23 protein-coding genes and 3 pseudogenes are annotated in these 22,739 nt (G+C 68.1%); 13 read left to right on the forward strand and 13 right to left on the reverse strand.

The annotated features are described in order from the left end of the window. Positions 1-2: 2 nt before the first annotated feature. Positions 3-1,439: a cysteine--tRNA ligase gene (gene cysS, locus Sa4125_RS06930; RefSeq protein WP_224005223.1), complete on the reverse strand. Its 1,437-nt coding sequence runs from the start codon at positions 1,437-1,439 to the stop codon at positions 3-5. A gap of 296 nt (positions 1,440-1,735) precedes the next feature. Between cysS and Sa4125_RS06935 the strand changes: the two genes are divergently transcribed. After that, positions 1,736-1,915 (forward strand): hypothetical protein, encoded by a 180-nt coding sequence (locus tag Sa4125_RS06935; protein WP_224005226.1) that lies wholly within the window; start codon positions 1,736-1,738, stop codon positions 1,913-1,915. Between the two features lie 39 nt (positions 1,916-1,954). Here Sa4125_RS06935 and Sa4125_RS06940 read toward each other — a convergent pair whose 3' ends face one another. Then, complete coding sequence (locus tag Sa4125_RS06940; RefSeq protein ID WP_224005229.1) at positions 1,955-2,566, reverse strand: LysE/ArgO family amino acid transporter; 612 nt, start codon at positions 2,564-2,566, stop codon at positions 1,955-1,957. Between the two features lie 498 nt (positions 2,567-3,064). On the opposite strand from Sa4125_RS06940, the pseudogene Sa4125_RS06945 reads away from it, so the two are divergent. Then, a pseudogene (locus tag Sa4125_RS06945) lies at positions 3,065-4,033 on the forward strand (NAD(P)H-binding protein); the annotation flags it as partial. 330 nt (positions 4,034-4,363) lie between these two features. After that, positions 4,364-5,101, forward strand: a pseudogene (locus tag Sa4125_RS06950) (alpha/beta hydrolase); the annotation flags it as partial. A gap of 90 nt (positions 5,102-5,191) precedes the next feature. Here Sa4125_RS06950 and Sa4125_RS06955 read toward each other — a convergent pair. Together Sa4125_RS06955 and Sa4125_RS06960 are read right to left on the reverse strand one after the other, a co-directional pair. After that, the gene (locus tag Sa4125_RS06955; RefSeq protein ID WP_224005232.1) at positions 5,192-6,229 is read right to left on the reverse strand and encodes a M20/M25/M40 family metallo-hydrolase; all 1,038 of its coding nucleotides are present in this window, start codon (positions 6,227-6,229) and stop codon (positions 5,192-5,194) included. A gap of 41 nt (positions 6,230-6,270) precedes the next feature. Continuing rightward, complete coding sequence (locus Sa4125_RS06960) at positions 6,271-7,059, reverse strand: SOS response-associated peptidase (RefSeq protein ID WP_224005235.1); 789 nt, start codon at positions 7,057-7,059, stop codon at positions 6,271-6,273. Positions 7,060-7,169: 110 nt separating this feature from the next. Between Sa4125_RS06960 and Sa4125_RS06965 the strand changes: the two genes are divergently transcribed. The 8 genes from Sa4125_RS06965 to rarD all read left to right on the forward strand — a co-directional run bounded on the left by Sa4125_RS06965 (position 7,170) and on the right by rarD (position 13,304). Then, positions 7,170-7,601, forward strand: coding sequence for an NUDIX domain-containing protein (locus Sa4125_RS06965; protein WP_224005238.1), 432 nt, complete (start codon positions 7,170-7,172; stop codon positions 7,599-7,601). Positions 7,602-7,716: 115 nt separating this feature from the next. Next, positions 7,717-8,190 carry a TIGR02301 family protein gene (locus tag Sa4125_RS06970; protein WP_224005241.1) on the forward strand — a complete coding sequence of 158 codons (474 nt, stop codon included), beginning with the start codon at positions 7,717-7,719 and terminating at the stop codon, positions 8,188-8,190. A 97-nt stretch (positions 8,191-8,287) separates the two neighbouring features. Next, entirely contained in the window at positions 8,288-8,554 is a 267-nt protein-coding gene (locus Sa4125_RS06975) for a hypothetical protein (protein WP_224007613.1), read from the forward strand. 43 nt (positions 8,555-8,597) lie between these two features. Then, positions 8,598-9,626, forward strand: coding sequence for a hypothetical protein (locus Sa4125_RS06980; RefSeq protein WP_224005244.1), 1,029 nt, complete (start codon positions 8,598-8,600; stop codon positions 9,624-9,626). A 142-nt stretch (positions 9,627-9,768) separates the two neighbouring features. Further along, positions 9,769-10,815 (forward strand): prolyl aminopeptidase, encoded by a 1,047-nt coding sequence (gene pip, locus Sa4125_RS06985; RefSeq protein ID WP_224005247.1) that lies wholly within the window; start codon positions 9,769-9,771, stop codon positions 10,813-10,815. Next, entirely contained in the window at positions 10,812-11,309 is a 498-nt protein-coding gene (locus Sa4125_RS06990; RefSeq protein WP_224005250.1) for a GFA family protein, read from the forward strand. The genes pip (Sa4125_RS06985) and Sa4125_RS06990 overlap by 4 nt, the downstream gene beginning before the upstream one ends. Then, positions 11,306-12,262 carry a prolyl aminopeptidase gene (pip, locus tag Sa4125_RS06995; protein ID WP_224005252.1) on the forward strand — a complete coding sequence of 319 codons (957 nt, stop codon included), beginning with the start codon at positions 11,306-11,308 and terminating at the stop codon, positions 12,260-12,262. Before Sa4125_RS06990 ends, pip (Sa4125_RS06995) begins: the two co-directional genes overlap by 4 nt. Before the next feature lie 109 nt (positions 12,263-12,371). Next, positions 12,372-13,304, forward strand: coding sequence for an EamA family transporter RarD (rarD, locus tag Sa4125_RS07000; RefSeq protein ID WP_224005256.1), 933 nt, complete (start codon positions 12,372-12,374; stop codon positions 13,302-13,304). A gap of 118 nt (positions 13,305-13,422) precedes the next feature. Here rarD and Sa4125_RS07005 read toward each other — a convergent pair whose 3' ends face one another. Further along, positions 13,423-14,430, reverse strand: a complete 1,008-nt coding sequence (locus Sa4125_RS07005) for an NAD(P)-dependent alcohol dehydrogenase (RefSeq protein WP_224005260.1) — start codon at positions 14,428-14,430, stop codon at positions 13,423-13,425. A gap of 454 nt (positions 14,431-14,884) precedes the next feature. Further along, the gene (locus Sa4125_RS07010; protein WP_224005263.1) at positions 14,885-15,853 is read right to left on the reverse strand and encodes an MBL fold metallo-hydrolase; all 969 of its coding nucleotides are present in this window, start codon (positions 15,851-15,853) and stop codon (positions 14,885-14,887) included. A gap of 229 nt (positions 15,854-16,082) precedes the next feature. Between Sa4125_RS07010 and Sa4125_RS07015 the strand changes: the two genes are divergently transcribed. Continuing rightward, a complete protein-coding gene (locus tag Sa4125_RS07015) occupies positions 16,083-16,508 on the forward strand; it encodes a helix-turn-helix domain-containing protein (protein WP_224005266.1) in 426 nt (141 codons plus the stop codon). 221 nt (positions 16,509-16,729) lie between these two features. On the opposite strand, the gene Sa4125_RS07020 is transcribed toward Sa4125_RS07015, so the two are convergent. From Sa4125_RS07020 to Sa4125_RS07050, 7 genes are all read right to left on the reverse strand, one after another. After that, positions 16,730-17,332 carry a TIGR00730 family Rossman fold protein gene (locus Sa4125_RS07020; RefSeq protein WP_224005269.1) on the reverse strand — a complete coding sequence of 201 codons (603 nt, stop codon included), beginning with the start codon at positions 17,330-17,332 and terminating at the stop codon, positions 16,730-16,732. A gap of 81 nt (positions 17,333-17,413) precedes the next feature. Further along, complete coding sequence (locus Sa4125_RS07025; RefSeq protein WP_224005272.1) at positions 17,414-18,262, reverse strand: ABC transporter ATP-binding protein; 849 nt, start codon at positions 18,260-18,262, stop codon at positions 17,414-17,416. A gap of 1 nt (position 18,263) precedes the next feature. Then, complete coding sequence (locus tag Sa4125_RS07030) at positions 18,264-18,983, reverse strand: ABC transporter permease (protein WP_224007616.1); 720 nt, start codon at positions 18,981-18,983, stop codon at positions 18,264-18,266. 127 nt (positions 18,984-19,110) lie between these two features. Further along, positions 19,111-20,088 (reverse strand): ABC transporter substrate-binding protein, encoded by a 978-nt coding sequence (locus Sa4125_RS07035; protein WP_224005275.1) that lies wholly within the window; start codon positions 20,086-20,088, stop codon positions 19,111-19,113. A 199-nt stretch (positions 20,089-20,287) separates the two neighbouring features. Continuing rightward, on the reverse strand, positions 20,288-20,878 hold the full coding sequence (locus tag Sa4125_RS07040) for an energy-coupling factor transporter transmembrane protein EcfT (protein ID WP_224005278.1): 591 nt from the start codon (positions 20,876-20,878) through the stop codon (positions 20,288-20,290). Next, positions 20,875-21,549 (reverse strand): ABC transporter ATP-binding protein, encoded by a 675-nt coding sequence (locus tag Sa4125_RS07045; RefSeq protein ID WP_224005281.1) that lies wholly within the window; start codon positions 21,547-21,549, stop codon positions 20,875-20,877. The genes Sa4125_RS07040 and Sa4125_RS07045 overlap by 4 nt, the downstream gene beginning before the upstream one ends. A 13-nt stretch (positions 21,550-21,562) precedes the next feature. Next, a complete protein-coding gene (locus Sa4125_RS07050) occupies positions 21,563-22,126 on the reverse strand; it encodes a biotin transporter BioY (RefSeq protein ID WP_224005284.1) in 564 nt (187 codons plus the stop codon). 205 nt (positions 22,127-22,331) lie between these two features. On the opposite strand from Sa4125_RS07050, the pseudogene Sa4125_RS07055 reads away from it, so the two are divergent. Then, positions 22,332-22,620: pseudogene (locus Sa4125_RS07055) on the forward strand (transposase); the annotation flags it as partial. Positions 22,621-22,739 lie beyond the last annotated feature (119 nt).

Raw genomic sequence — 22,739 nt, forward strand, 5'->3', positions numbered from 1 at the left:
CCTCAGCGCTTCACTTCCCAAGTCGTGACGCGCTCGCCGGTGGCGGGGTCCTTGCTGTCCTTCAGCTGGATGCCTTCGGCCAGAAGCGCGTCGCGGATGGCGTCCGCGGCGGCAAAATCCTTCGCCTTGAACAGCGCCAGCCGCTCGCCAATCCGCGCCGCGATCGTATCGGCGGACACCGTCGTCGCAGGTAGGGCGGCCGGTGCCAGCGCGAAGCCGATCAGGGCCAGCGACGCCTTCAGCGCCGAAGGGTCGCTCTTGCGCAGGGCGTGCAGTTCCGCGATCGCCGCCGAGCCGCCGAGATCGTCTGCCCAGGCCTCGACGAAGCGCTGCGACGGCTGCGAGGCCTCGACGCCGTCGACCGCGCGGCGCCAGGCGGAGAGCGCCTCGTCCGCCTCCTCCAGCCGCTTCACCGAAAAGTCGATCGGCTCGCGGTAGTGCGTCATCAGCATGGCCAGCCGCAGCACCTCGCCGGGCCATTTCCGTCCGCCGAATAGTTCCGTCTCCAACAGCTCGGAAATGGTGATGAAGTTGCCGTCGGACTTCGACATCTTCTTCCCCTCGAGCTGGAGGAAGCCGTTGTGCATCCACAGCTGCGCCATCTCGGCCGTGCCATGGGCGCAGCGCGACTGGGCGATCTCGTTCTCGTGGTGGGGGAAGATGAGGTCGAGCCCGCCGCCGTGGATGTCGAAGGTCTTGCCGAGATAGGCCTCGGCCATGACCGAGCATTCGATGTGCCAGCCCGGCCGGCCGCGGCCCCAGGGGCTGTCCCAGCCCGGCTCGTCGTCATCCGAGAGCTTCCACAGCACGAAGTCGGCGGGGTTCCTCTTGTGCGCGTCGACGGCGACGCGCGCGCCGGCCTGCTGCTCGTCGAGCTTTCGGTTGGAGAGCCTGCCATAATCCGGCATCGAGCCGACGTCGAACAGCACCTCGCCGCCCGCCTCGTAGGCATGCCCCTTGTCGATGAGCGCCGCGATCATCGACACCATGTCGGGCCCCCCGTCGCCGCGCGCGGCGACGAAGTCGGTCGCGCGCGGCTGGTGCGTCGGGGCGAGGTTGCCCAGCGCCGCCGCGTCCGTCTGGAACTGCGCGGCGGTCTTTTCGGTGACGCGGCGGATCGCCTCGTTCAGGGCCAGGCCCGGAAAGTCGCGCGCGGCCCGCGCGTTGATCTTATCGTCGACGTCCGTGATGTTGCGGACATAGGTGACGGCCTCCGCGCCGTAGAGATGGCGCAGCAGCCGGAACAGCACGTCGAACACGATGACGGGCCGCGCATTGCCGATATGGGCGAAGTCGTAGACGGTCGGTCCGCAGACATAGAGGCGCACGCGCTTGTCCGCCGCGGGAATCGAATCGTCCTGCCAGTCGAGCGGCCGGAATTCCTGCTTCACCCGGGTCATCGTGTTCGTCAGCCGCAGGCCGCGAAATCCGTCGTCCATCGCCTCAATTCCTTCTCGTGCGATCCGCCTTGCACATGTCCGTCATGTGCGGTGCGGGCCGGTCGCCAGAGCCGCTACCCTGAAATCTGCGCATTGACAAATAGGCGGCCTCAGGCAGGTCGGGCCTCGTTCAGGCTTCGTTCACCATGAATACGGACAATTGTCGCTTTTCGGTCACTTAACGGATTCAATACTGACTGTAAAAATTCGTGCGCAAGATTTAGTTGGATTTCGCCGCTAAACTGTCTCAATCGCAGTCTTATCTCGCCAGTGCCTTAAGTTGAATGGAAAGCAACATGACCGAGACCACCACCCAGTTCCGCTCCAAGCGCGAGCGCGCCGGCGATGTCGACCTCCTGGCGAAATACAGCGCGATCGGCATTGCCGCCATCGCTGCCGCCAACCAGTCCTTTCGCGGCTCTGCGGCCAAGAAGGTCGAGATCCGTCGCCCGACGGTCGAAGCCTACGCCGACTAAGCGTCAAGCGACTGGCGGCGCTGGCCTCTTCGGCCGGCGTCAGAACACGCTGGCGACGAGGCTAAGCGCCAGCGTCGCCATCACGAGGGCGATGAGGCCATCGAGGATGCGCCAGGCGGACGGTCTGGCGAAGAGCGGGGCGAGCAATCGCGCCCCGTAGCCGAGCGCGAAGAACCACACAAACGACGCGGTCATGGCGCCTGAGCCGTAAGCAATTCGAAGTAATTCGTCGGGATAGCGCGCCGACAGGCTGCCGAGCAGCACCACCGTGTCGAGATAGACATGCGGGTTGAGGAAGGTCAGCGCCAGCACCGTGCCGAGCGCGGTCCTCAGCGTCATCGCGCGGCCTGATCGCACGACCATGGCGTCCGGCCGCAGCGCCCGGCGCAGCGCGATCGCCGCATAGGCTGCCAGAAACAGCGCACCGCCAATCGTCACCGCGAGGATCAGGTTCGGCCGCGCCGCGATCAGCGTGCCGAGCCCGGCGACGCCCGCCGCGATCAGCAGGGCATCCGCCAGCGCGCAGACGAGGCACAGGACGAAGACGTGGCTGCGCACCAGCCCCCGCTCCAGGATGAACGCATTCTGCGCCCCGATCGCGACGATCAGGCTGAGACCGAGGACAAAGCCGCGGAGGGCTGCTTCCAGCATGATGCTTCCTTGCGGGCGGGGTCCCATCCGGGCCCGCGGGTTCACGAGCACCGTGCCGGTCCCGCGGCACCGGCCTCCGCTGCCGCTTTACGGAGATCGGATGGCAAAAGCTATCGGGGCAAAGGGCTGGCTTCGACCCCTGAATGGCCATGCAGAGCGCCTTCGTCGCCACCCGAAGCTTCCCTTTGTTCAATACCGGGAGAACCGTAGAGCCCGCCAGGAGCGGACCGGCGGCTTTCGGGGCGGTCGGGCCTGCAACCCGACTTTCGAGCCGGGCATGGCCGGACGATGCCGAAAGCTGGAGCTTTCAGCCTATCCGTCCCATAATCAGGACAGCCGGATGCCCCGTGCCGCCGTAACGATCGCCCATCTGCTCCGCCTGGCCTGGAAGGGCTTTTCCAGGGCACGACCTCCTGACCATGGAACCGATGAACCATGCAGCCTCATGCCGACACCGGGACGCCATATCCTCCGGGCCCCGGGCGTCAGCGGGTCTGCGTGCTGGGCGCCACGGGAACCATCGGCCGCGCCACGGTCGCCGCGCTGGTCCGGCGGGGTCACGAGGTGGTCTGTTTTGTCAGAGCGCATCCCGGCACCGGTGGAGCGCTGTCGCCGGATGAAAGCGCACGGCAGCTTCAAGGCGCGACCGTCAAGCGGGTCGACGCTGCCGATCCGGTTTCGCTGCGCCGCGACGGATTCGAGGGCGATCGCTTCGACGCCGTCATATCGTGCATGGCTTCGCGCACCGGCGCCCCGAAAGACGCCTGGGCCGTCGACCATCGCGCGCACATGAACGTGCTGGACGCCGCCAAGCGCGCGGGGGTCGGCCAGTTCGTCCTGCTCTCGGCCATCTGCGTGCAGAGGCCGCTGCTCGCCTTCCAGCAGGCCAAGCTGGCCTTCGAGGGAGCGCTGATCGCCTCCGGCCTGCGCTATTCGATCGTGCGGCCGACCGCCTTCTTCAAATCGCTGTCGGGCCAAATCGAGCGGGTGCGCAACAATCGCCCTTTTCTGATCTTCGGAGATGGCGCTCTGACGGCGTGCAAGCCGATCAGCGACGCGGACCTTGCGGACTACATCGCCGGCTGCCTCGACACCGAGAATCGCTGGAACCGAATTCTGCCCATCGGCGGCCCCGGCCCTGCGATCACGCCGCGGCAACAGGGCGAAGCGCTGTTCGCGCTCATGCAGCGCCCGGCGCGCTTCCGGTCGGTTCCCGTGGCGCTGCTCGATGTCGTTGCCGCGGGGCTCGCGGCCGCCGGCCGCGTCGTGCCGCGGCTGGCCGACAAGGCGGAACTCGCCCGCATCGGCCGCTATTATGCCACCGAATCGATGCTGGTGCTGGACCCGGAAACCGGCTGCTACGATGCGGACGCCACGCCGTCCACGGGAAGCGAGACGCTGTTCGACTTCTACCGCGCCGTCCTCGCCGGCGCCGCCCCGCCGGACCGAGGCGACCACGCCGTCTTCAGAACCGGCGCCTCGAGGCCATCGCGACGAAGGCGACAGATCCTCGGCTTGCGCCTGTCGCTCCGGGAGTTAGGCTGCAGGCCCTTCGCGCAGGTGAACGAAGGACGCGCAGCCGCGATCCCGGCCGGAAGAATGAAGAGAATGAAGATGATCCTTGCCTGGATTGCGGGCATCGCCGTCGTCGCGATCGTCGCTTCGGCTGTCTTCCTCCATGCTCCCGACAAGCCGCGCGCCGAGCTGGAAGCCGCCTATCCCGGTGATTACCTCGTGGTCGACGGGGTGCGGCTGCGTGTGCGGGACACCGGTCCGCGCGAGGCGCCGGCGGTGATCCTTCTGCACGGATTCGGCGCCAGCCTCGACACCTGGGAGCCCTGGGCACAAGCCCTGTCGGCGCGTCTGCGGGTGATACGCTTCGATCTGCCGGGCTTCGGCCTGACCGGCGCCGACCCGACGGGCGACTATCGCGACGCGCGGGCGATGCAGGTCCTGCTCGGCCTGATGGATCAGCTTGGTCTCGATCGCGCCAGCCTCGTCGGCAATTCCCTCGGCGGGCGCATCGCCTGGACCTTTGCCGCACTTCGTCCCGATCGGGTCTCGCGCCTCGTGCTGGTCGCCCCGGACGGGTTCGCCAGCCCGGGCTTCGAGTATGGCAAGGCCGCCGACATCCCGCCGATGATGCGGGCCCTTCCATACGTCGCGCCGCGCGGCCTGCTGAAGGCCAATCTGGCTGCCGCCTATGCGCGGCCGGAGGCGCTGAGCGAGGCGACCGTCACGCGCTATCGCGACATGATGCTGGCGCCCGGCGTCCGGCCCGCGATCCTTGCCCGAATGGGCCAGACGATCCTCAAAGACCCCGGCCCGATCCTTTCGGGCATCCAGACCCCGACGCTTCTCCTGTGGGGCGAAGGGGACGGGATGATCCCGATCACGAACGCGGCGGACTATCTGCGACTCATGCCGAATGCCACGCTGGTGCGCCTGCCGGATACAGGCCATCTGCCGTTCGAGGAGGATCCGGCGGGTTCCCTTCCTCCGGTCGAGCGGTTTTTGTCGGGCGAGACATCGTGAAGCGAAGCGGCGGAAGGGTCGATCACGGCGTTCGCTCGGCAATCGTGCGGACCGGTGCGGCGGCAAGTCCGTGCCGCGCCGGTTCCGCCCTCAGTGCGCGGCGATGAACGCCGTCAAAATGTCCCGCGCCGCCTTCAGATCGGTGCGGTCGACCATTTCGGTCACGGTGTGGATGTAGCGGGTGCCGACGACGATGCCGATCGCGCGCGCGCCGCTGGCCGCCTGCTGGAGGGCCGCGCCGTCCTGTCCGCCGCTGGCCAGCACGGTGCGCTGGAAGGGGATGTCCTTCTGTTTCGCCAGCGCCTCGAACTCGGCGACGAGGGCGGTGTCGGCGATGAAGGAGCCGTCCTTGATGTGGAGGCCGAACCCGGCGCCGCTGACCGTGGTGCGGTCCTTTTCCGGCACGCCCGGCGTGTCGCAGCACAGCGTCGTGTCGACGCCGATGCCGATGTCGGGCTTCACCTGGAAGGCCACGGTGCGCGCGCCGCGGAGGCCCACTTCCTCCTGCACGGTGAAGGCGACGGTGAGCTCGCAGTCATGGCTGCGCCCCTTGGCGACGAGCCGGCGCACGGCCTCGAGACCGAGCCAGCAGGCGACGCGGTTGTCGAGCGCCTTCGAGACCAGCTTGTCGCCCATTTCGATGAAGGGCTCGTCCATCACCACGGTATCGCCGACGCGGAAGATGTCCTTCGCGGCCGCGCCATGGCCGGTGTCGATGATGAAGTCGCCGGGCTCGGGCACTTTCTTGCGGTCCTCGGCGGCCTGGATGTGGATCGGCTTGCCCTCGGGATTCATGACGCCGCGATGGTCGCCCTTGTCGGTGACGACGAGGACGCGGCGCGAGAAGAGGTTGCGCGGATCGAAGCCGCCGAGCGGCTGGACGTGCAGGAATCCCTTGTCGGTGACGTGGCTGACGATGAAGCCGATCTCGTCCATGTGGCAGGCGAGCATGATCTTTTCCGGGTGCTTGCCCTTGCCCCTGCGGGTGCAGACGAGCGAGCCCATGGCGTCGGTGCGGATGTCGTCGAACAGCGATGCGGCCTCGGCGGCGATGAGGTCGCGGACGCGCTCCTCGCGGCCGGCGACGCCGGGGGTCTCGCAGAGGCGCTTCAGGAGATCGATGTTCACGGGGGAGGCTCCGGGGCGTTGGGCAGACAAAGACGGGCGGATCAGAACAGGCTCGCCTGATCCGGATGATCCCTCGTCTTATCGCCGGGCGGCGGTGCCGGAGCAAGCGGCGCCTGGATCTCGGGGCTCGTATCGGCGATGCGGTTCACCCGGTCGGACACGGGAACCGCTTCGATCAGGCGATCCGGCGCCGGGCGCAGGAGATCGTCGACACCGTCCGCATCATAGGTGCGGCAGTCGAGCCAGCGCGCGAAATCGGCGGGATCCAGCACCACGGGCATGCGGTCGCGGACCGGCGCGAGGGCGGCGCTGGCGGCGGTGGTGAGGATCGCGGCCGTGTCGATTTCCGAGCCGTCGGGCGAAAGCCAGGTTTCCATGAGGCCGGCAAAGGCGATCGGCCCCACCGTCCGCGGCTTCATGAAGAAGGCCTGCTTCTTGCGGCCGCGGCCATCGCGCGACCATTCGTACCAGCCGCTCGCCGGAACGAGGCAGCGGCGATAGCGCAGCGCGGCGCGGAAGGCGTTCTTTTCCGCCGCCATCTCGGCCGTGGCGTTGAACAGCAGGGGAAAGCCCTTCAGGTCCTTCACCCAGCCGGGGATGAGGCCCCAGCGCACCAGGAGGGAGGTCCGGCCCGGGCGTCCGGCATCCGGCCGGTCTTCCGCGCCGCCGAGACAGACGAGAATCGGCTGCGCCGGGGCGATGTTGTAGCGCGGCGGGAACGGCTCGACGCAGCCAAGGCCAAGGAGGGCGGCGGTCTCGGCAGGAGAAGCGGTGAGGGTGAAGCGCGAGCACATCGCAGCGATCAGCGGGGGAAGGCCGATGACTGTCAAGCGGGCGGCGCGGGCGGACCGCCCGGGATTGGCCGGCAAGCCACGGGGCGACCGGATCCGGCCGAGCGTTCGGCCCTTGCCAATCCCGCCGCCCGTGTTACCTCGGTGGCATGACCGACACGCACCCCATCCTCGGCGTCTCCGCCTGCCTGTTTCGCGCCGGCAAGGTTCTGCTCGTCGCACGGCGCGATCAGCCCTATGCCGGCCTCCTCAGCCTGCCCGGCGGCCGGTTGCGCCTGGGCGAGCGGCTGGAAGCGGCGGTCCGGCGCGAGGTGCTGGAGGAGACGGGCCTCGACGTGCCGATTTATCCGTTCTTCTGCCTGCACGAGGTGGTGGAGCCCGATATCCATGCGGTGATCGCCGTCCACCGGGGCGCGCGGGAGATCCCGGTCGGGCAGGATCCGGTTGCGGGCGATGATGCCGCGTCCTGCCGCTTCGTCGACATCGCCGATCTCGCTGGCCTGGACGAGCAGAAGATGCTGACGCCGGGGCTGCGCGCCATCGTCGAGAGCGCCCACCGTTCCCATCTCCTCGGCCTTTGAGCTTTTTCGCTTGATCCGGCCCATGTTGCGGGAATGGCGCACCTTTTGGCCAATGCGTCACGGTGCCGACACCAATTCTTGCAATTCCGTTAACGAGGCGGGAGTGTTCTGCAAGATGATGACCGGTCGATGCGTGATGTTCCTGGCTTTGGCGACCGCGTCATTGCTGCTGCAGCCCGATGCGGGGGCGAGCGAAAGAAGGGCCGAGGCGCGAGGGGCGATCCTCTTGCTGGCCGCGGCAGGGGACGAAACAGAGCCGGCGGAGCCTGCCGCCGTGCGTCCTACCGGGGCGCCTTACATGCAGCCGCTGGGGCGGTTGTCGTCGATCATGGGGTCGGTGCATTTTCTCAGGAAGCTATGCGGCGACGACAAGGCGGAGGTCTGGCGCGACAAGATGAACGAGATTCTGACGACCCTCGCGCCCAACGTGGCCGACCGGCAAATCCTGATCGCCGCCTTCAACGAGGGCTACCGATCCTTCGAGTCGACCTACCGCAATTGCACGACCGCCGCAGGCGTCGCGCTGACGCGCTACCAGAGCGAGGGCGCCCGTCTCAGCCGAGAGATCAGCGCAAGGTACGGGAATTAACTATTCGGTAACGACCCGGAAGATTCGAACGAATCCTCCTGATCGGATCGTGTTAGGACCTTAACGACACGTGAAGCCGAAAGGCTAAATGAGAGGAATGCGAATGGTCGATTTGCAGAGTGCAGAGCTCGACGCGATGATCGAAGCCGAGAAGAAGCAGGTCGCCTTCGAATACCACAACGAGGCCTGGGCCGACGGGATCTCCGACGGTATCGAGGCCGAGATCCTGGCAGAGACAGCCATTTCCACCGCACTGACCGAGCTCGTTCGCCTGCACGGCGAGGGCGAGGTGCTGGAGCTTCTCGACGGGCTTCGCCAGCGAATCGAGTTCGGCGAGTTCCGTTCCGACCGAGGCCTGCATTAGGGCGCGGGGCGCCCGGACGCCGGATGCGACAGGGAAGGGATTCATGTCTCCGGGAATGACCGACGCCTGGCTGCCGATCGCGGCAGCGATCTGGCTCCTGGCCGCCACCGGGGGTGCTGCGGCCTTCTCGCAGATCGGCTCCGAGGATGGCACGCCGAATCAAAAGGAGGGGATCGTCACCGTTCCCCTGCCACCGATCGCGGCACCAGCGGGCGCCGCGGACGCTGAGGCCACGCCCGCGACCGGTGCTGCACCCACCGAGACGACACCCGCCGGTTCCGGCCAGCCGACGCCGTCGATCGTAACGCCGCCGGCCGCATCGCCGCCAGCGGCCGCGCCGACGACAGTCCTGCCGACGACGCCGGCACCGCTTCCGGGAAATGCCAGCCCGGCCACCACGCCGGCCACGACGCCGGCCACGTCCGGCGGGGCACCCACGCCTCCCGCCATGGATCCGGCGGAGCCGGCGACGGACGCAGCCGCACCGACCACCGGCCCGGCCCCGGGCGCGGCGCCGGGCTTGCCGGAGGCGTCCGACGCTGACGACCCCGCCACGGGGACGCAGACATCCGGCGACGCGCTTCCGGTCACGCCGCCCGTTCCGCCGGCCGAGATCTTCTACGGCGATGCCGACCTGCCCAAACCCGTGCGCGACCTTCGCGCGCGGCTGATCGAGATCTGCAAGGCAGGCGAGATCGAGGCGCTCAGGCCCTATCTGGAGCTGGGCGAGGACGGCACGACCGTAACCTTCGGCGGCGCCGCGGAGGATCCGATCGAGTTCCTGAAGTCTGCTTCCGGCGACGGGGAGGGCGTCGAGACACTGGCCATCCTCCTGGAGATCCTTCAGGCCGGCCACGTCCACAACGACGTCGGCAACGACGCCGAGATCTTCGTCTGGCCCTACTTCACCGGCGTGCCGCTGGATCAGTTGACCAAGCCGCAGCAGGTCGAGTTGTTCGAACTCGTCACCGCCGGCGATTACCAGGAAATGCTGAGTTTTGGCGCGTACAATTTCTATCGCGCCGGCATTTCGCCGGACGGCAAGCTCGAATTCTTCGTCGCCGGCGACTGACACGGGGCTTCGACAGGAAGGGCTCCACCGGGGTCCTTGCGCCGGGGCGAAGGCGCAAAGGCCGGGCTCTGCTGGGCCACGGGTCGAATAACGTCCGTCGGCCCGGCTTGTCACCACCGTCGCGATCCGCGATGACGAAGCCATGACACAGACCAGAAACATCGCCGCCCTTTCCGCGACTGCGGTGCCGCCGAGCCATGAACCCGGTGCGGCGCCGAAAGCCTTTCCACCGATCGAGCCCTATGCCTGCGGCCGGCTCGACGTCGGTGACGGCCACGCGCTCTACTGGGAGCTCTGCGGCAATCCGAAAGGGCGCCCGGCCGTGTTCCTGCATGGCGGTCCCGGCAGCGGCGCCGGCGCGCATCATCGCCGCCTGTTCGACCCCGAGCGCTACAACGTCCTTCTCTTCGACCAGCGCGGCAGCGGCCGCTCGACGCCCGTCGGCGGTCTCGAGGCCAACACGACCTGGCACCTCGTCGCCGATCTGGAGCGCCTGCGCGAGTTGATCGGGGTCGAGACCTGGCTCCTCTTCGGCGGCTCCTGGGGCGCGACGCTGGCGCTCGCCTATGCCGAGACGCATCCCGAGCGCGTCTCGGCGATGATCCTGCGCGGCGTCTTCACCGGGCGGCGCCAGGAACTCGACTGGTTCTACCGGAGCGGGGCGAGCCTCCTCTTTCCCGACCGCTGGGCGGATTTCATCGAGCCGATCCCCGAGGCCGAACGCGGCGACCTCATCGCCGCCTTCCGTTCGCGTCTCACCGATGCCGATCGCGACGTCCGCGCCCGTGCCGCCGCGGCCTGGGCCGGCTGGGAGGGACGCACGGTGACGCTGAAGAGCGGCATGGGCGCCCCCGGCGCCAGCGCCGGCGACGGCACCATCGCGTTTGCCCGGATCGAGAACCATTACTTCCTGCACGACCTCTGGCTGGAGGAGGGCCAGCTCCTGCGCGATGCCGGACGTCTCGCCGGCATTCCCGGCACCATCGTCCAGGGCCGCTACGACGTCGTCACCCCGGCAGCGACGAGCTGGGCCCTCCACCGGGCCTGGCCGGAGGCCGACTACCGCATGGTCGAGGGGGCCGGCCACGCTTTTTCCGAACCGGGCGTCCTTGCCGAACTCCTTGCGGCGACGCATCGTTTCTCCGGCGCTCCGGGCGCGGCACCGGTCCTGCAGGAGGAAAAGGCATGACGCTCGACAACAAGCCCCACTACACCGGCGGCTGCCAGTGCGGCGCGGTGCGCTTTCGCATCGACGGCGCGCTCGGCCGCGCCTCGATCTGCCATTGCCGCATGTGTCAGAAGGCGTTCGGCAGCTTCTACGCGCCGCTGGTCGCCTTCGACTGGAAAACGCAGGCCTGGACGCGCGGGGCGCCGGCCTATTTCCAGTCGTCCAACCACGTCCGGCGCGGCTTCTGCGCCGCCTGCGGCACGCCGCTCACCTACGAGGCGCCGACAGGTCCAGCGCTCGCGATCGGTGCCTTCGACGATGCCGAGGCCATCGCGCCGGAGATCCAGTTCGGCACGGAGGCCAAGCTCGCCTATGTCGACCGGCTGGCCGCCTTGCCCGCCAGAGGCACGATGGACGACGAGGAAGACCACGACATGCTCACCACCCTCGTCTCCTACCAGCACCCCGACCACGACACCGACGATTGCGAGTATCCGGCGGGGCCCGCCGCATGAGCGACCTTCGCCAGCTCTATCCCGAGATCGAGCCCTATGATCGCGGCATGCTCGATGTCGGCGACGGCCATACCCTCTACTGGGAGCGCGTCGGCACGCCGGGCGCCAAGCCCGCCGTCTTCCTGCACGGCGGCCCCGGCGGGGGCTGCAGCCCGAGCCATCGCCGGCTGTTCGACCCCCGGCGCTACGACGTGCTGCTGTTCGACCAGCGCGGCTGCGGACGCTCCCTGCCGCATGCGAGCCTCGAGGCGAACACCACCTGGCATCTCGTCGCCGACATCGAGCGGCTGCGCGAGATGGCCGGCATTCCGTCCTGGCTCGTCTTCGGCGGCTCCTGGGGCTCGACGCTGGCACTCGCCTATGCCGAGACGCATCCAGGCCGCGCCAGCGAGATCATCCTGCGCGGCATCTTCACGCTGCGCCGCTCCGAGCTCGAATGGTACTACCAGTACGGGGCCTCGCTGCTCTTCCCCGAGAAGTGGGAGCGGTTCCAGGCGCCGATTCCCGAGGCCGAGCGCGGCGACATGATCGCCGCCTATCGACGCCGCCTTGTCGGCGAGGACCGCGCGGCGCAGATCGAGGCGGCGCGCGCCTGGAGCCTCTGGGAAGGCGAGACGCTGACGCTCTTGCCCGATCCCGCGACCAGCGCTCCCTTCGGCGACGAGGATTTCGCCATCGCCTTCGCCCGCATCGAGAACCACTATTTCGTCCATGCCGGCTGGATGGAGGAGGGGCAGCTGATCCGCGACGCGGAGAGGTTGAGACCCATCCCCGGCGTGATCATCCAGGGCCGCTACGACATGGCGACACCGCCCGTCACTGCCTGGGACCTGCACCAGGCCTGGCCGGAAGCCGAGTTCCATCTCGTCGAGGCGGCCGGCCATGTCTATTCCGAGCCGGGCATCCTCGACCGGCTGATCGCCGCCACCGACGGTTTCGCCGACCGGTGCTGAACCGGGGCGTCTGTCGCACGAGCGCTCAGGCTTGCATTCGTTTTGGGCAGCCCCTATCCGGGCGGAACAGGTGCTGAAGCGCACGCCGGCATTCCCAGGACGAATTCTCATGGCCGCAGACACTTCCGAACAGTCTCGCGGATTCGTCTTCGCGACCTCAGCCTACCTGATCTGGGGGCTGATGCTACCGGCCTTCATGAAGCTTCTCGGCGACGTGCCGGCGCTGGAGATCGTGGCGCATCGCATCGTCTGGGCCGTGCCCTTCGCGGCCCTGATCCTCTGGTGGCTCGGGGGCCTCGCCAATCTCGGACCGATCTTCCGCTCGCCGCGCACACTCCTTCTCGCCAGCGTCACCGCCAGCATCATCTCGGTGAACTGGGGCGTCTATGTCTACGCCATTCTCACCGACCGCACGCTCGACGCCGCGCTCGGCTACTACATCAACCCGCTCGTCAACGTCGTGATGGGGGCGATCTTCCTCGGCGAGCGGCCGACGCGCTGGCAGGGCGTGGCGATCGCGCTCGCGGCGCTCGCCGTCGCCGTGCTGACGGTCCAGGCCGGCGGCCTGCCCTGGATCTCTCTCGTCCTCGCCTTCTCCTTCGGCACCTATGGCCTGCTCCGCAAGATCCTGCCGATCGGGCCGACGGAAGGCTTCTTCGTCGAGGTCGTGCTTCTCTCGGTGCCGTGCCTTGCCTACATCGCCTGGACGCTCAGTGCGGGCACCAGTCATTTCGTCAGCAATCCCAGCGAAGCCTGGCTGCTGATCTGTGCCGGACCGCTGACGGCGATCCCGCTGATCCTATTTGCCGCGGGCGCAAAGCGGCTTGACTACTCGACCATCGGCATCCTGCAGTACATCGCGCCGACGGCGCTGTTCTTCACCGCCGTCTTCGCTTTCGGCGAACCATTCTCGGCATGGCAGGGCGTCGCCTTCGCGCTGATCTGGGTGGCGGTGGTGATCTATGTCTGGTCGCTCGTCGCCGGCGCCCGGGCCCGCCGCGAACGCGCCGTGACGGCGGGTGCGGAGACATGTCCGAGCTGAGGGCCGGCGAGAGCATCTTCGGAAAGGCGGGCTGCCGCCTCGCTGAAAACTCTGCGAGGCCAAAGCACTCCCGCGGGACGGCATTTCGAGGAAATGCCATCCCGCGGGAAGAAGTCGGCTACCAGGCGATGCCGATCTTGCCGAAATGGCTCGCGCCTTCCTCGTAGCGGAAGGCTTCCGCCAGTTCCTCGAGGCCGAAGCGGCGGTCGATGACGGGACGGATGCCCGTCACTTCCAGGGCGCGGACGAAATCCTGCTGCTCGCGTCGGCTTCCGACGATGAGACCCTGCAGGCGCGCCTGCTTGCCCATGAGGGCTGCCGTCGGCACCTCGCCGGCGCCGCCCGTCAGGACGCCGATCAGCGAGATGTGCCCGCCGACGCGCACGGCCTCGATCGACTGCGGCAGCGTGCCGGGACCGCCGACCTCGACGACGTGGTCGACGCCGCGACCGCCTGTCCAGTCCCAGATGGCCTTGCCCCAGGCCGGCTGCGACCGGTAGTTCAGCGTGAAGTCGGCACCGAGGGCTTTCGCCCGCTCGAGCTTCTCGTCGGACGAGGAGGTGATGGCGACGCGCGCGCCAAACGCCTTGGCGATCTGCAGCGCCCAGATCGAGACGCCGCCGGTGCCGAGCAGCAGCACGGTGTCGCCGGCCTTCAGCTGTCCGTCGGTGACGAGGGCCCGCCAGGCTGTAAGCCCGGCCGTGGTGATCGTCGCGGCTTCCACCGCGTCGTAGCCCTTGGGCGCGTGGGTGAAGGCGGTCGCGGGAAGGACGACGAATTCCTGCGCGAATCCGTCGATGCCGTCGCCGGGCGTGCGGGCGAAGTTGCCGATGGTCGGCGTGCCGTCCTGCCAGTCCGGGAAGAAGCAGGAGACGACGCTGTCGCCTGCCTTGAACTCCGTCACGCCGGCACCGACGCTCTCGACGACGCCCGCGCCGTCGGCCAGGAGGATGCGACCGGTTTCGGACGGCATCCGGCCCGTGGCGACGCCGAGGTCGTGGAAATTGAGCGAAGCGCCGTGCAGCGCGACGCGGATCTCGCCCGCCTTGGGCTGGCCGGGGTCGGCGTGGTCTGCAAGCGTGATCGTGTCCAGTCCGGCGGGGGAGCCGAGAGCCATGGCTTTCATGGGGATGCCTTTGATGTTGCGCGCCACGGAGGACGCGGGAGGCCCTACATGGGGGCGCGGCCCCGGCGATACGAGCGGCAGGGGCCCTCGTGTGCGTCTTCGCCATGGTGACGCTCTGTCGCCAATGGAGGCTGTGTCATCGGCGGAAGCCGTCCGGTGGTGCTCCCGCTTGCCCGAACTGCAGCCTCTGTCGGTCGGGCGTCATCCGGTCTCAGTGCGTGATCCCGGCTCGATGCCGGGATCATGAGCCTTGTGGCGCTGCGCGGCCTCAGCCCGCGAAGCGCAGCATCCTGACCCGAAGCCGCTTCTCCTGCGCTTCGGCATGGGTTGTCGGGTCAAGCCCGACAATGACGACAGGAAGGAGGTTTGCGCACTGCGAACGAGCCCCGACGATCCAATTCGTCATCCTCGCGCGCAGCGCGAAGATCCATGCCAGGACGCTCGAAACGTCCGCCTATTCGATCGCGTAGGTCCAGTCGGACGGCTCGAAGTCGTAACCCTCCGCCGCCGCGAGCTTGCGGACATGTCCGATGCCGGGGAAGCTGATATGCATGCCGGCGATGCGGGTGCGATCGCGCGCGACCTCTTCGAGGATGCGCTGGCGGGTCGCGATGGCCATGGCGCCGTCGACGTCGAAGGCGATGCCGACGTCGGGCTTGGCCATCTGGACAGGCCCGACATGAACAATGTCGCCCCAGATGAAGAGCGCATCCTCGCCCTCGCCGATGACGAAACCGCAATGGCCCGGCGTATGGCCGAACAACTCGCGCGACCGGATGCCGGGCACGACCTCGACCTCTCCCGTAAACGTCTTCACCCGGTCGCCATAGGCGGCCAGCGCTGCCTGCGCCAGGTCGAAGAAGGACTTGAACGCGTCCGGCGCAGCTGCCCTCTGCTCGGCGCTGGCAAAATAGGCGACGTCGTTGGCGTGAACGTGGAGATCGGCGTTCGGGAAGGCCGCCTTTCCGTCCACGACGAGGCCGCCGATGTGGTCGACGTGGAGATGCGTCAACAGAACCGCATCGATGTCGGACGCCGCGACGCCCGCCGCAGCGAGGCCCGCGGACAGTGCGCCGAGTTCCGGCGCGTAGCCGGCCCCGCCCGTGTCGATGAGGATGTTCTTCCCGTCCACGGTGACGAGATAGGTGTTGACCCCCGTGGTGACGGGCGACGCCTTGGTGAACTCCTCCGCCAGTACCGTGTTCGCGGCTTCCGGCGTGATGTTGGAGAGATAGGCGACATCGATCTGGAGAAAGCCGTCGGAAATGGCCGTCACCACGGCCTTGCCGGCCTGGACGCGCTGCAAGGCAACGACCTGCGTGGTGCTGCTTGCCGGCGCCTGTGCGGCAGCGGGCAGGATCGACAGTTTCAGGGCAATCGGAGCGATGGCCGCGCCGATGAGCAGTTGGCGACGAGTGGTCATGGATGGAAACTCCTCTGTTTCGGGGCGGCTCTTGCCTTCCCGGGATGGAATACGGTGGAAGCAGCAGCCCTGCCGACGGTCAGGCACGACAGCCCGGGCTTTCTGATTCTCCCGGCACCTGCGGCAGCATCAGCCCGGTGCCGCGGTATCGAGATCATGCTACGTCTCCTCCCGCCGGATCCGTCCCTGATCTAGGAGGTTTCGGCCGCCCGCATAAGGAGGCACAATCTTGTCCGATACGCACATCGATGTTCGCCCGATCGCACCGCTGCGCCCTTGCGGCGCCTCCGATCACGATGACTGCGGGCTTCGCCTCGTCCTCGACCGTCTGGGCGAGCGGTGGACGGTCACGGCGCTGGCGGAGCTCTCTCCAGGTCCCCGCCGCTACAGCGAACTCGAGCGTGCCCTGGAGGGCATTTCGCAGCGGATGATGACTCTGACCCTGCGCCGCCTGGAGCGCGACGGCCATGTCCTGCGCCGTGTCGAGGCGAGCGTCCCACCCAGCGTGACCTACGAACTGACCGACCTCGGCCGTGCCTTCGCCGGCCAGGTCGCGTCCCTGTTGGCCTGGAGCGGGCAGCACCGGGCGCAGATCGCGGCGGCGCAGGCGCGTTTCGACGGGCGATCCGCCGGCCAGGCCGCTGCCCGCCTCTGAGCCCCGTCATTCCAGGTAAGGTCGGACACGCGGGCCCGGCCCGGTTGTGCGATTTCCCGCGTCTTGGCATGGGTCCCGGACTTGATCCGGGATCCATGCCAAAACGCTGAACATGCCGGGTGAGGGGGGACATTCCCTCTGCGATCAACCCGCTGTTTCCGCGCTCCGGCGCCAATCCCTGCGCAAGGACGGGTTCGCCGGGGAAACGCTCCGGCGTCCCGCTACAGCCGCTCGATGATCGCCGCTTCGCCCTCGGCATGCGCCGGGGCGACCCGCATCAGCGTGGGGATGACGTCCTCGGCGCGGTCGATGACGAGGGGGCGGACCTGGTGGGCGGTGTGGATGTAGCCCTCGGCGCGCATGTGGTCGAGAAGGCTGGACAGCGGGTCCCAGAAGCCGCCGACATTGGCGATGGCGACGGGCTTCTTGTGCCGGCCGAGCTGGCCCCAGGTCATGATCTCGATCAGCTCCTCCAGCGTGCCGATGCCGCCGGGCAGCGCCACGAAGGCGTCGGAGCGCTCGAACATGATGTGCTTGCGCTCGTGCATGTCCTCGGTGACGATCAGCTCGTCGAGCCGCTGCAGCTCGCTCTCGGTCGCCTCCATGTCGATCAGGAAGCGCGGAATGACGCCGGTGACCTTGCCGCCGGCGGCGATCACCGCGTCGGACACCGCGCCCATGATGCCGCGCGTGCCGCCGCCATAGACGAGGCCAAGGCCGGCCCGGCCCATGGCGGTGCCGACCACCTCGGCAGCCCGGAGGTGGGAGGGATCGCGGCCGGGAGAGGAGCCGCAATAGACGCAGATGGATCGAATCAAGCTCATGGCGCCAAGGTCGGATGCGGCGGGTTCTGGGTCAAGGGACATCCTGCGGGGCAGCCATGCATCGCCGTGGCGGAACCGCTATCAGGTCACCCCGGGATAGAGCGCGCTGACCATTGCCAGCGTCCTTTCCCGCCATTCCGCATCGCGTTCGGCCCGCGGCGTCGGCAGGTCGTGGATGCCGCGCAGCCGCGCCGGGCGCTCGGTGAGGAAGACGATGCGGTCGGCGAGTTCCACCGCTTCGCGCAGGTTGTGGGTGACCATGACCGCCGTTGTCGGGCGGGCCGACCAGACGTCGAGGAGGAGGGTGCGCAGGCGTGCCGCCGTCGGCTCGTCGAGCGAGACGAAGGGCTCGTCGAGGAGGAGGAGGGCCGGGCGGATGGCGAAGGCCCGGGCGAGCGCGACGCGGCGGGCAAGGCCGAGCGACAGCTCGCCGGGAAACCGCTTCGTCATCTCGGTGAGGCCGAGCGTCTCGAACAGAGGCGACAGATCGTCGCCGCGACGCTCCGGCGGCAAGGCGAGGCGCACATTCGTCTCGACGTCGCGCCAGGGCAGAAGCCGCGGTTCCTGAAACACGGCGGCGATGCGCCCCGCGGGATCGGCGCGCCGGACATGGCCGGAGAAATCCGTGTCGAGGCCGAGGATGATGCGCAGGGCCGTCGTCTTGCCGCAGCCGGAAGGGCCGATGAGCGCGGTGAAGCTGCCCCTTGGCGCGGTGAAGGCGAAATCGTCGATCGCCAGCATGTCCGTGCCGTCGGCCGAGACGAAGCGTTTCTGCGCAACATGGACGTCGAGGTCGATGGGCGCCGTCGATGGGGACGAAGCTGGCACAGCGGGTAACGACGATCCCGCTTCGGTGAAGGGCGTGGGCGGGGGCCGGGCGCCGGATGGCGCGGCTGAAAAGGGCGGGGCGGTCTTGGACAGGTCGGTCATGTCAGGCCGCCCGGCCGCGCCAGCGCGTCGCGCGGGCTTCCAGCGGCTGCACGACGAGAAGCTCGACGATCAGCATCACGGCGACGAAGGCGAGCGTGTAGGCGAGGATCGCCGCGACGTTGGAGAGCGAGAAATAGGTGGCGATCTGAAAGCCGACGCCGCTCGACAGGCCGAAGAGCTCGACGACGAGCGCGATCTTCCAGATCAGCGACAGGCCGGAGCGCGTCGCGGCGGCGAGATAGGGCTGCAGCTGCGGCAGGATGACGTGGACGAGGCGGTCGCGGCGGGAGAAGCGATAGACCTTCGCCATCTCGGCCAGTTGCCGGTCCAGCGCCTGCGCCCCCTCGCGGATGGTGACGACGACGTTCGGGATCTTGTTGATGGCGATCGCCAGGATGGCCGCGGTCTCGTTCGTGCCGATCCAGATGAACAGGAGAAAGATCACCACCAGCGCCGGCAGGTTGAGGAAGAGGATCACCCAGGGATTGAAGAAGCGGTTGGCGGTGCGGCTGAGGCCGAGCCCCACGCCGATGGCCGCGCCGATGCCCATCGCGACGACGAAGGAGGCGCCGACGCGCATCAAGGTCATCGCGAGGTGGAAGGGCAGTTCGCCGGTGCGGGCGTCCTTCCAGAAGGCGAATGCGACGGCACCCGGCGTCGGTAGCAGGCGCGACTGGGCCAGGCTGGCCGCAAGCCACCAGAGGGCGAGAAGCGCCAACATCGAAGCCGTGGTCACCGCCGCGGGGCCAAGCCGGCCGAAGAGGAGAGGTTGACCGCCAGCCCCGGCCCGGCGGGGCAGGGCGGTCTCTCCGCGGGCGGACGATCGCACGGCCGGTGCCACCGTGACCTCAGGAGCCATTCTTCAGTCCGGACCAGTAGGTGCCGGGATCGAGCACCTTGCCGGGGCCGACCAGTTTTTCGCCGGCCAGACCTTCCAGCACCTGGTAGAGTTTCGCCGTGTCCTTTTCCTCCTCGGCCACGGGGCGGGCGGGGATGCCTTCGCGATAGCGCTCGCGCATGGTTGCGAGCGTCGCGTCGTCTTCGGCCTGGACGAGCGGGGCGAGCGCCTGCCATTCGGCGTCGGACGTTTTCAGCAGCTGCTTGGTTTCCTTCGATGCGGCGAGAAAACCGCTCGCGACGCCGGGATGCGCCGTGGCCCAGCCCTCGTCGAAGACATAGCCGATCGTCGCCACCTTGCCGCTTGCACCAAAGGCTGCGGCGGCCTCTTCACCCGAGACGAGCCGGCGAAAGCCTTCGGCCTCGAGGCGGGCGGCGTAGTTCCAGAAGATCAGGACGGCGTCGAGTTCGCCGCTGCGGGCCTTCTCGGCCAGGAGCGGCGGCGCGCCGTAGATGATGCGGGCGTCGCCGGCGAGGTCGGTGCCGGTGTCGCGGGTCGCGAGCGCCTGGATGAGAAGCCAGTTCTTGTCGAGCGGCCCGCCGGCGACGCCGAGCGTCTTTCCCTTCAGGTCGGCGAGCGTCCGGATCGGACTGTCGCCGGGCACCATCAGCGCGCCGACCGAGGTCGAATAGGGGGCGAAGACGTAGGGACCACCCTCGGCACGCTGGCGCGAGACCCACAGCCAGTCGGTCACGATCATGTCGACGCTGCCGCCCTGCAGGGCGATGCCCGTGGCGTCCTCGCCGGCGAAGGGGATGATCTCGACGTCGACGCCGTGCTTGGCGTCGATGCCGTTGCGCTTCATCGCGTCGAGTTCCCAGTTCACCGTGCCGAACTTCAGCACGCCGACCCGGACGGTCTCGGCGGCAGATACCGCTCCGCTCCACAGCACCGCGGCGGCAACCATCGCCGTTAAAATCGCTCTCATGGCGTCCTCCCGATCAGCGCGACGGGAACTTTCCCTCGCTCTGCTCTTCATCTCCGCGCAGCCGCTCCTGCCCCGACCGGCTGGCGATTCCGCGCGCTTTGACGGCGCCCTGGGCAAACCATAGCACCGTCCGCTTTGACGCCGCGAGCCCGTTTCGGGCAAAACTTCCCGTCGGCGGCTCGCAGCCGGCGGAACCGGATCAGGACCGCGCGTCGATGGCCTCGGCCACTTCGTCGGCAAGCTTCAGCGTCCGCACCACCACCGGAGCGGCAAGCGCGAACAGGCTGGCACTGCGGCCGCGCGCCGCCTGTGCCTCCCGCACCTCGGAAAGCACGGACTGGATGACCGGGAAGAAGCGGATGACGAGGGAGATGGCGAGGCTGCATTTGGCGGCGTCCACCCCGGCGAAGGCGAGGAAGGAGAAGCCTTTCTCCAGCGCCGCGATCATGTCGGCGCTGCGCGTCGTCAGGGTCACCAGCGCGGCGGCGAGGATGAGGGCGAGAAAGCGCAGGACGGCCAGCGTCGCCAGCGGCAGGCCGGCGATCCACAGCTGGGCGAGAAAGATGAAGGCGAGAACGAGGGCCACCGGCCGAAGCTGCCGCAGCAGCACGGCAGGCGGGATCTTGGCCGCCGCGTAGAGGAAAAGGACCAGGGCGAGACCGAAAGCGCTGGGGACGAGGCCGGGCAGGGCGAAGAGCAGCGTCCCGAGGATCGGCAGCGCGACGAGTTTCACCCCTGGCCGCAGCCGGTGCAGCGCACTGTCGCGCTCGACATAGGTCGATCCGATCATCGGCAGAGCGCGAGATAGCGGGCGATGGCCTCATTCGGCGGGGCGTCGGTGTGGAGGCGGCCCTCTTCGAAGACCAGCACGCGGTCGAACGCCGCGAGGAGATCAAGATCGTGCGTCACCATCACCAACCGGCCGGGAAAGGCGGCGATCGCCGTTGCGATACGGCTTGTGTTGCGCAGGTCGAGAAGGGTCGTCGGCTCGTCGAGGACAAGCACCTCCGGCTGCATGACCATGACACCGGCCAGCGCCACCAGCTGCCGTTCGCCGCCGGAGAGCTCGTGGATCAGCCGACCTTCGCTGCCGGCCAGCCCTTGGCTCTCCAGCACACCGGCGATCCGCGCCGCGATTTCCGGCTTCGAGAGACCCCGGCCCTTGAGACCGAAGGCCAGATCCTCGCCGACGCTGGGGTAGACGATCTGGCTGTCGGGGTTCTGGAAGACGAAGCCGACTTTCCGCCGCACCGCCTTGCCGTCCCTTGCGGTATCAAGGCCGCCAACCAGCACCTGTCCAACTGTCGGTAGGAGCAAGCCATTGAGAAGCCGCGCGAACGTGCTCTTGCCCGAGCCGTTGGCGCCGATGACGCCGATGCGCTTTTCGCCAAGCGTCAGCGTCAGGTCGGCGAGGACGTCGCGGCCGCCGCGCGAGACGCCGACACCGTCCAGGACGATCACGAGAGGCTCCGCGTCAGACGTCGCGGACGCGGGAGGCCGTGATCAGCGGATAGGCCTGGCGGACGGTGACGACGACCAGAGCGGCCATGCCGGCCTTGATGAGATCGCCCGGAATGAAGGCGACGGCCGAGGCGAGGAAGGCCGCGCCGAGGTTCATGCCGGACATCGCCGCGAACCACGGGACGCCGACGCCGTAGACGACGCCGATGCCGCCGACGACGGCGAAGGCGAAGGCCGAGACGAAGGAGAGACGGTGCCAGAAGCGCTCGGTCAGCCAGCCGATGACGACGGCGGAGATGATCCAGCCGTAGATGAAGCCCGACCACGGGCCGACCAGCGCGCCGATGCCGCCGCGCCCGCCGGCCAGCAACGGCAGGCCGACGGCGACGAGAAGGACGAAGAGCAGCATCGACAGCCCGCCACGCCGGGCGCCGAGAATGCCACCGGCCAGCATCGGTCCCATCGACTGCGCCGTGATCGGCACGCCGATCGCCGGGATCATCAGCGGCGGAAAGACACCGAGCACCGCCATCAGGGCGGCGAACAGCGCGATGTGGACGATATCCCTGGTGCTCATGTCCGGTCCTCTGAAGTCCGCTCGCCCTCAACGGAGGCGCTGCGACAATGCCGGCATCGTGAACCGCATTGCGCGGCAAAGGTCAATCGACAGGGAATGCGTCGCCGCCAGCCAAAGCCTCGGATGCGCGTCGGACCGGGGCCCGGCCAAGGCGCAGGGCGAAGAAAGTCGAAACCGCTTTTCGCAGTGTCCGGCGCGGCAAGCGAACATACTAGACCTGGACAACCTTGGCAGCCACAAGGGGAAGGCCGTGCGCCAGGCCATCCGGGCTGTAGGCGCCAGGCTGCTGTTCCTGCCGAAATACTCGCCCGACCTCAATCCGATCGAGCAGTTCTTCGCCAAGCTGAAGCACTTCCTGCGAGACGGCGCCAAGCGCAACCGGGACGACCTCTGCGCCGCCATCGGAACCATCATCGCCGACGTCCCGCCAACCGAATGCAAAAAACTACTTCGCCAATTCAGGCTATGGCGAACCTAAACTCATCCCGCACTAAATCGCCGACCGTGCCATCTCGAACCAAGTCACGCCTTCGCGGATCTCCTGATCAGTCTCTCGAAATCCCAGAGATCGGAAAAGCATTTGCGCCCCGTGATTGCTTCCTGACACCGCCAA

Origin of the sequence: Aureimonas sp. SA4125 (genome assembly GCF_019973775.1) — a bacterium.
Classification (GTDB): domain Bacteria; phylum Pseudomonadota; class Alphaproteobacteria; order Rhizobiales; family Rhizobiaceae; genus Plantimonas.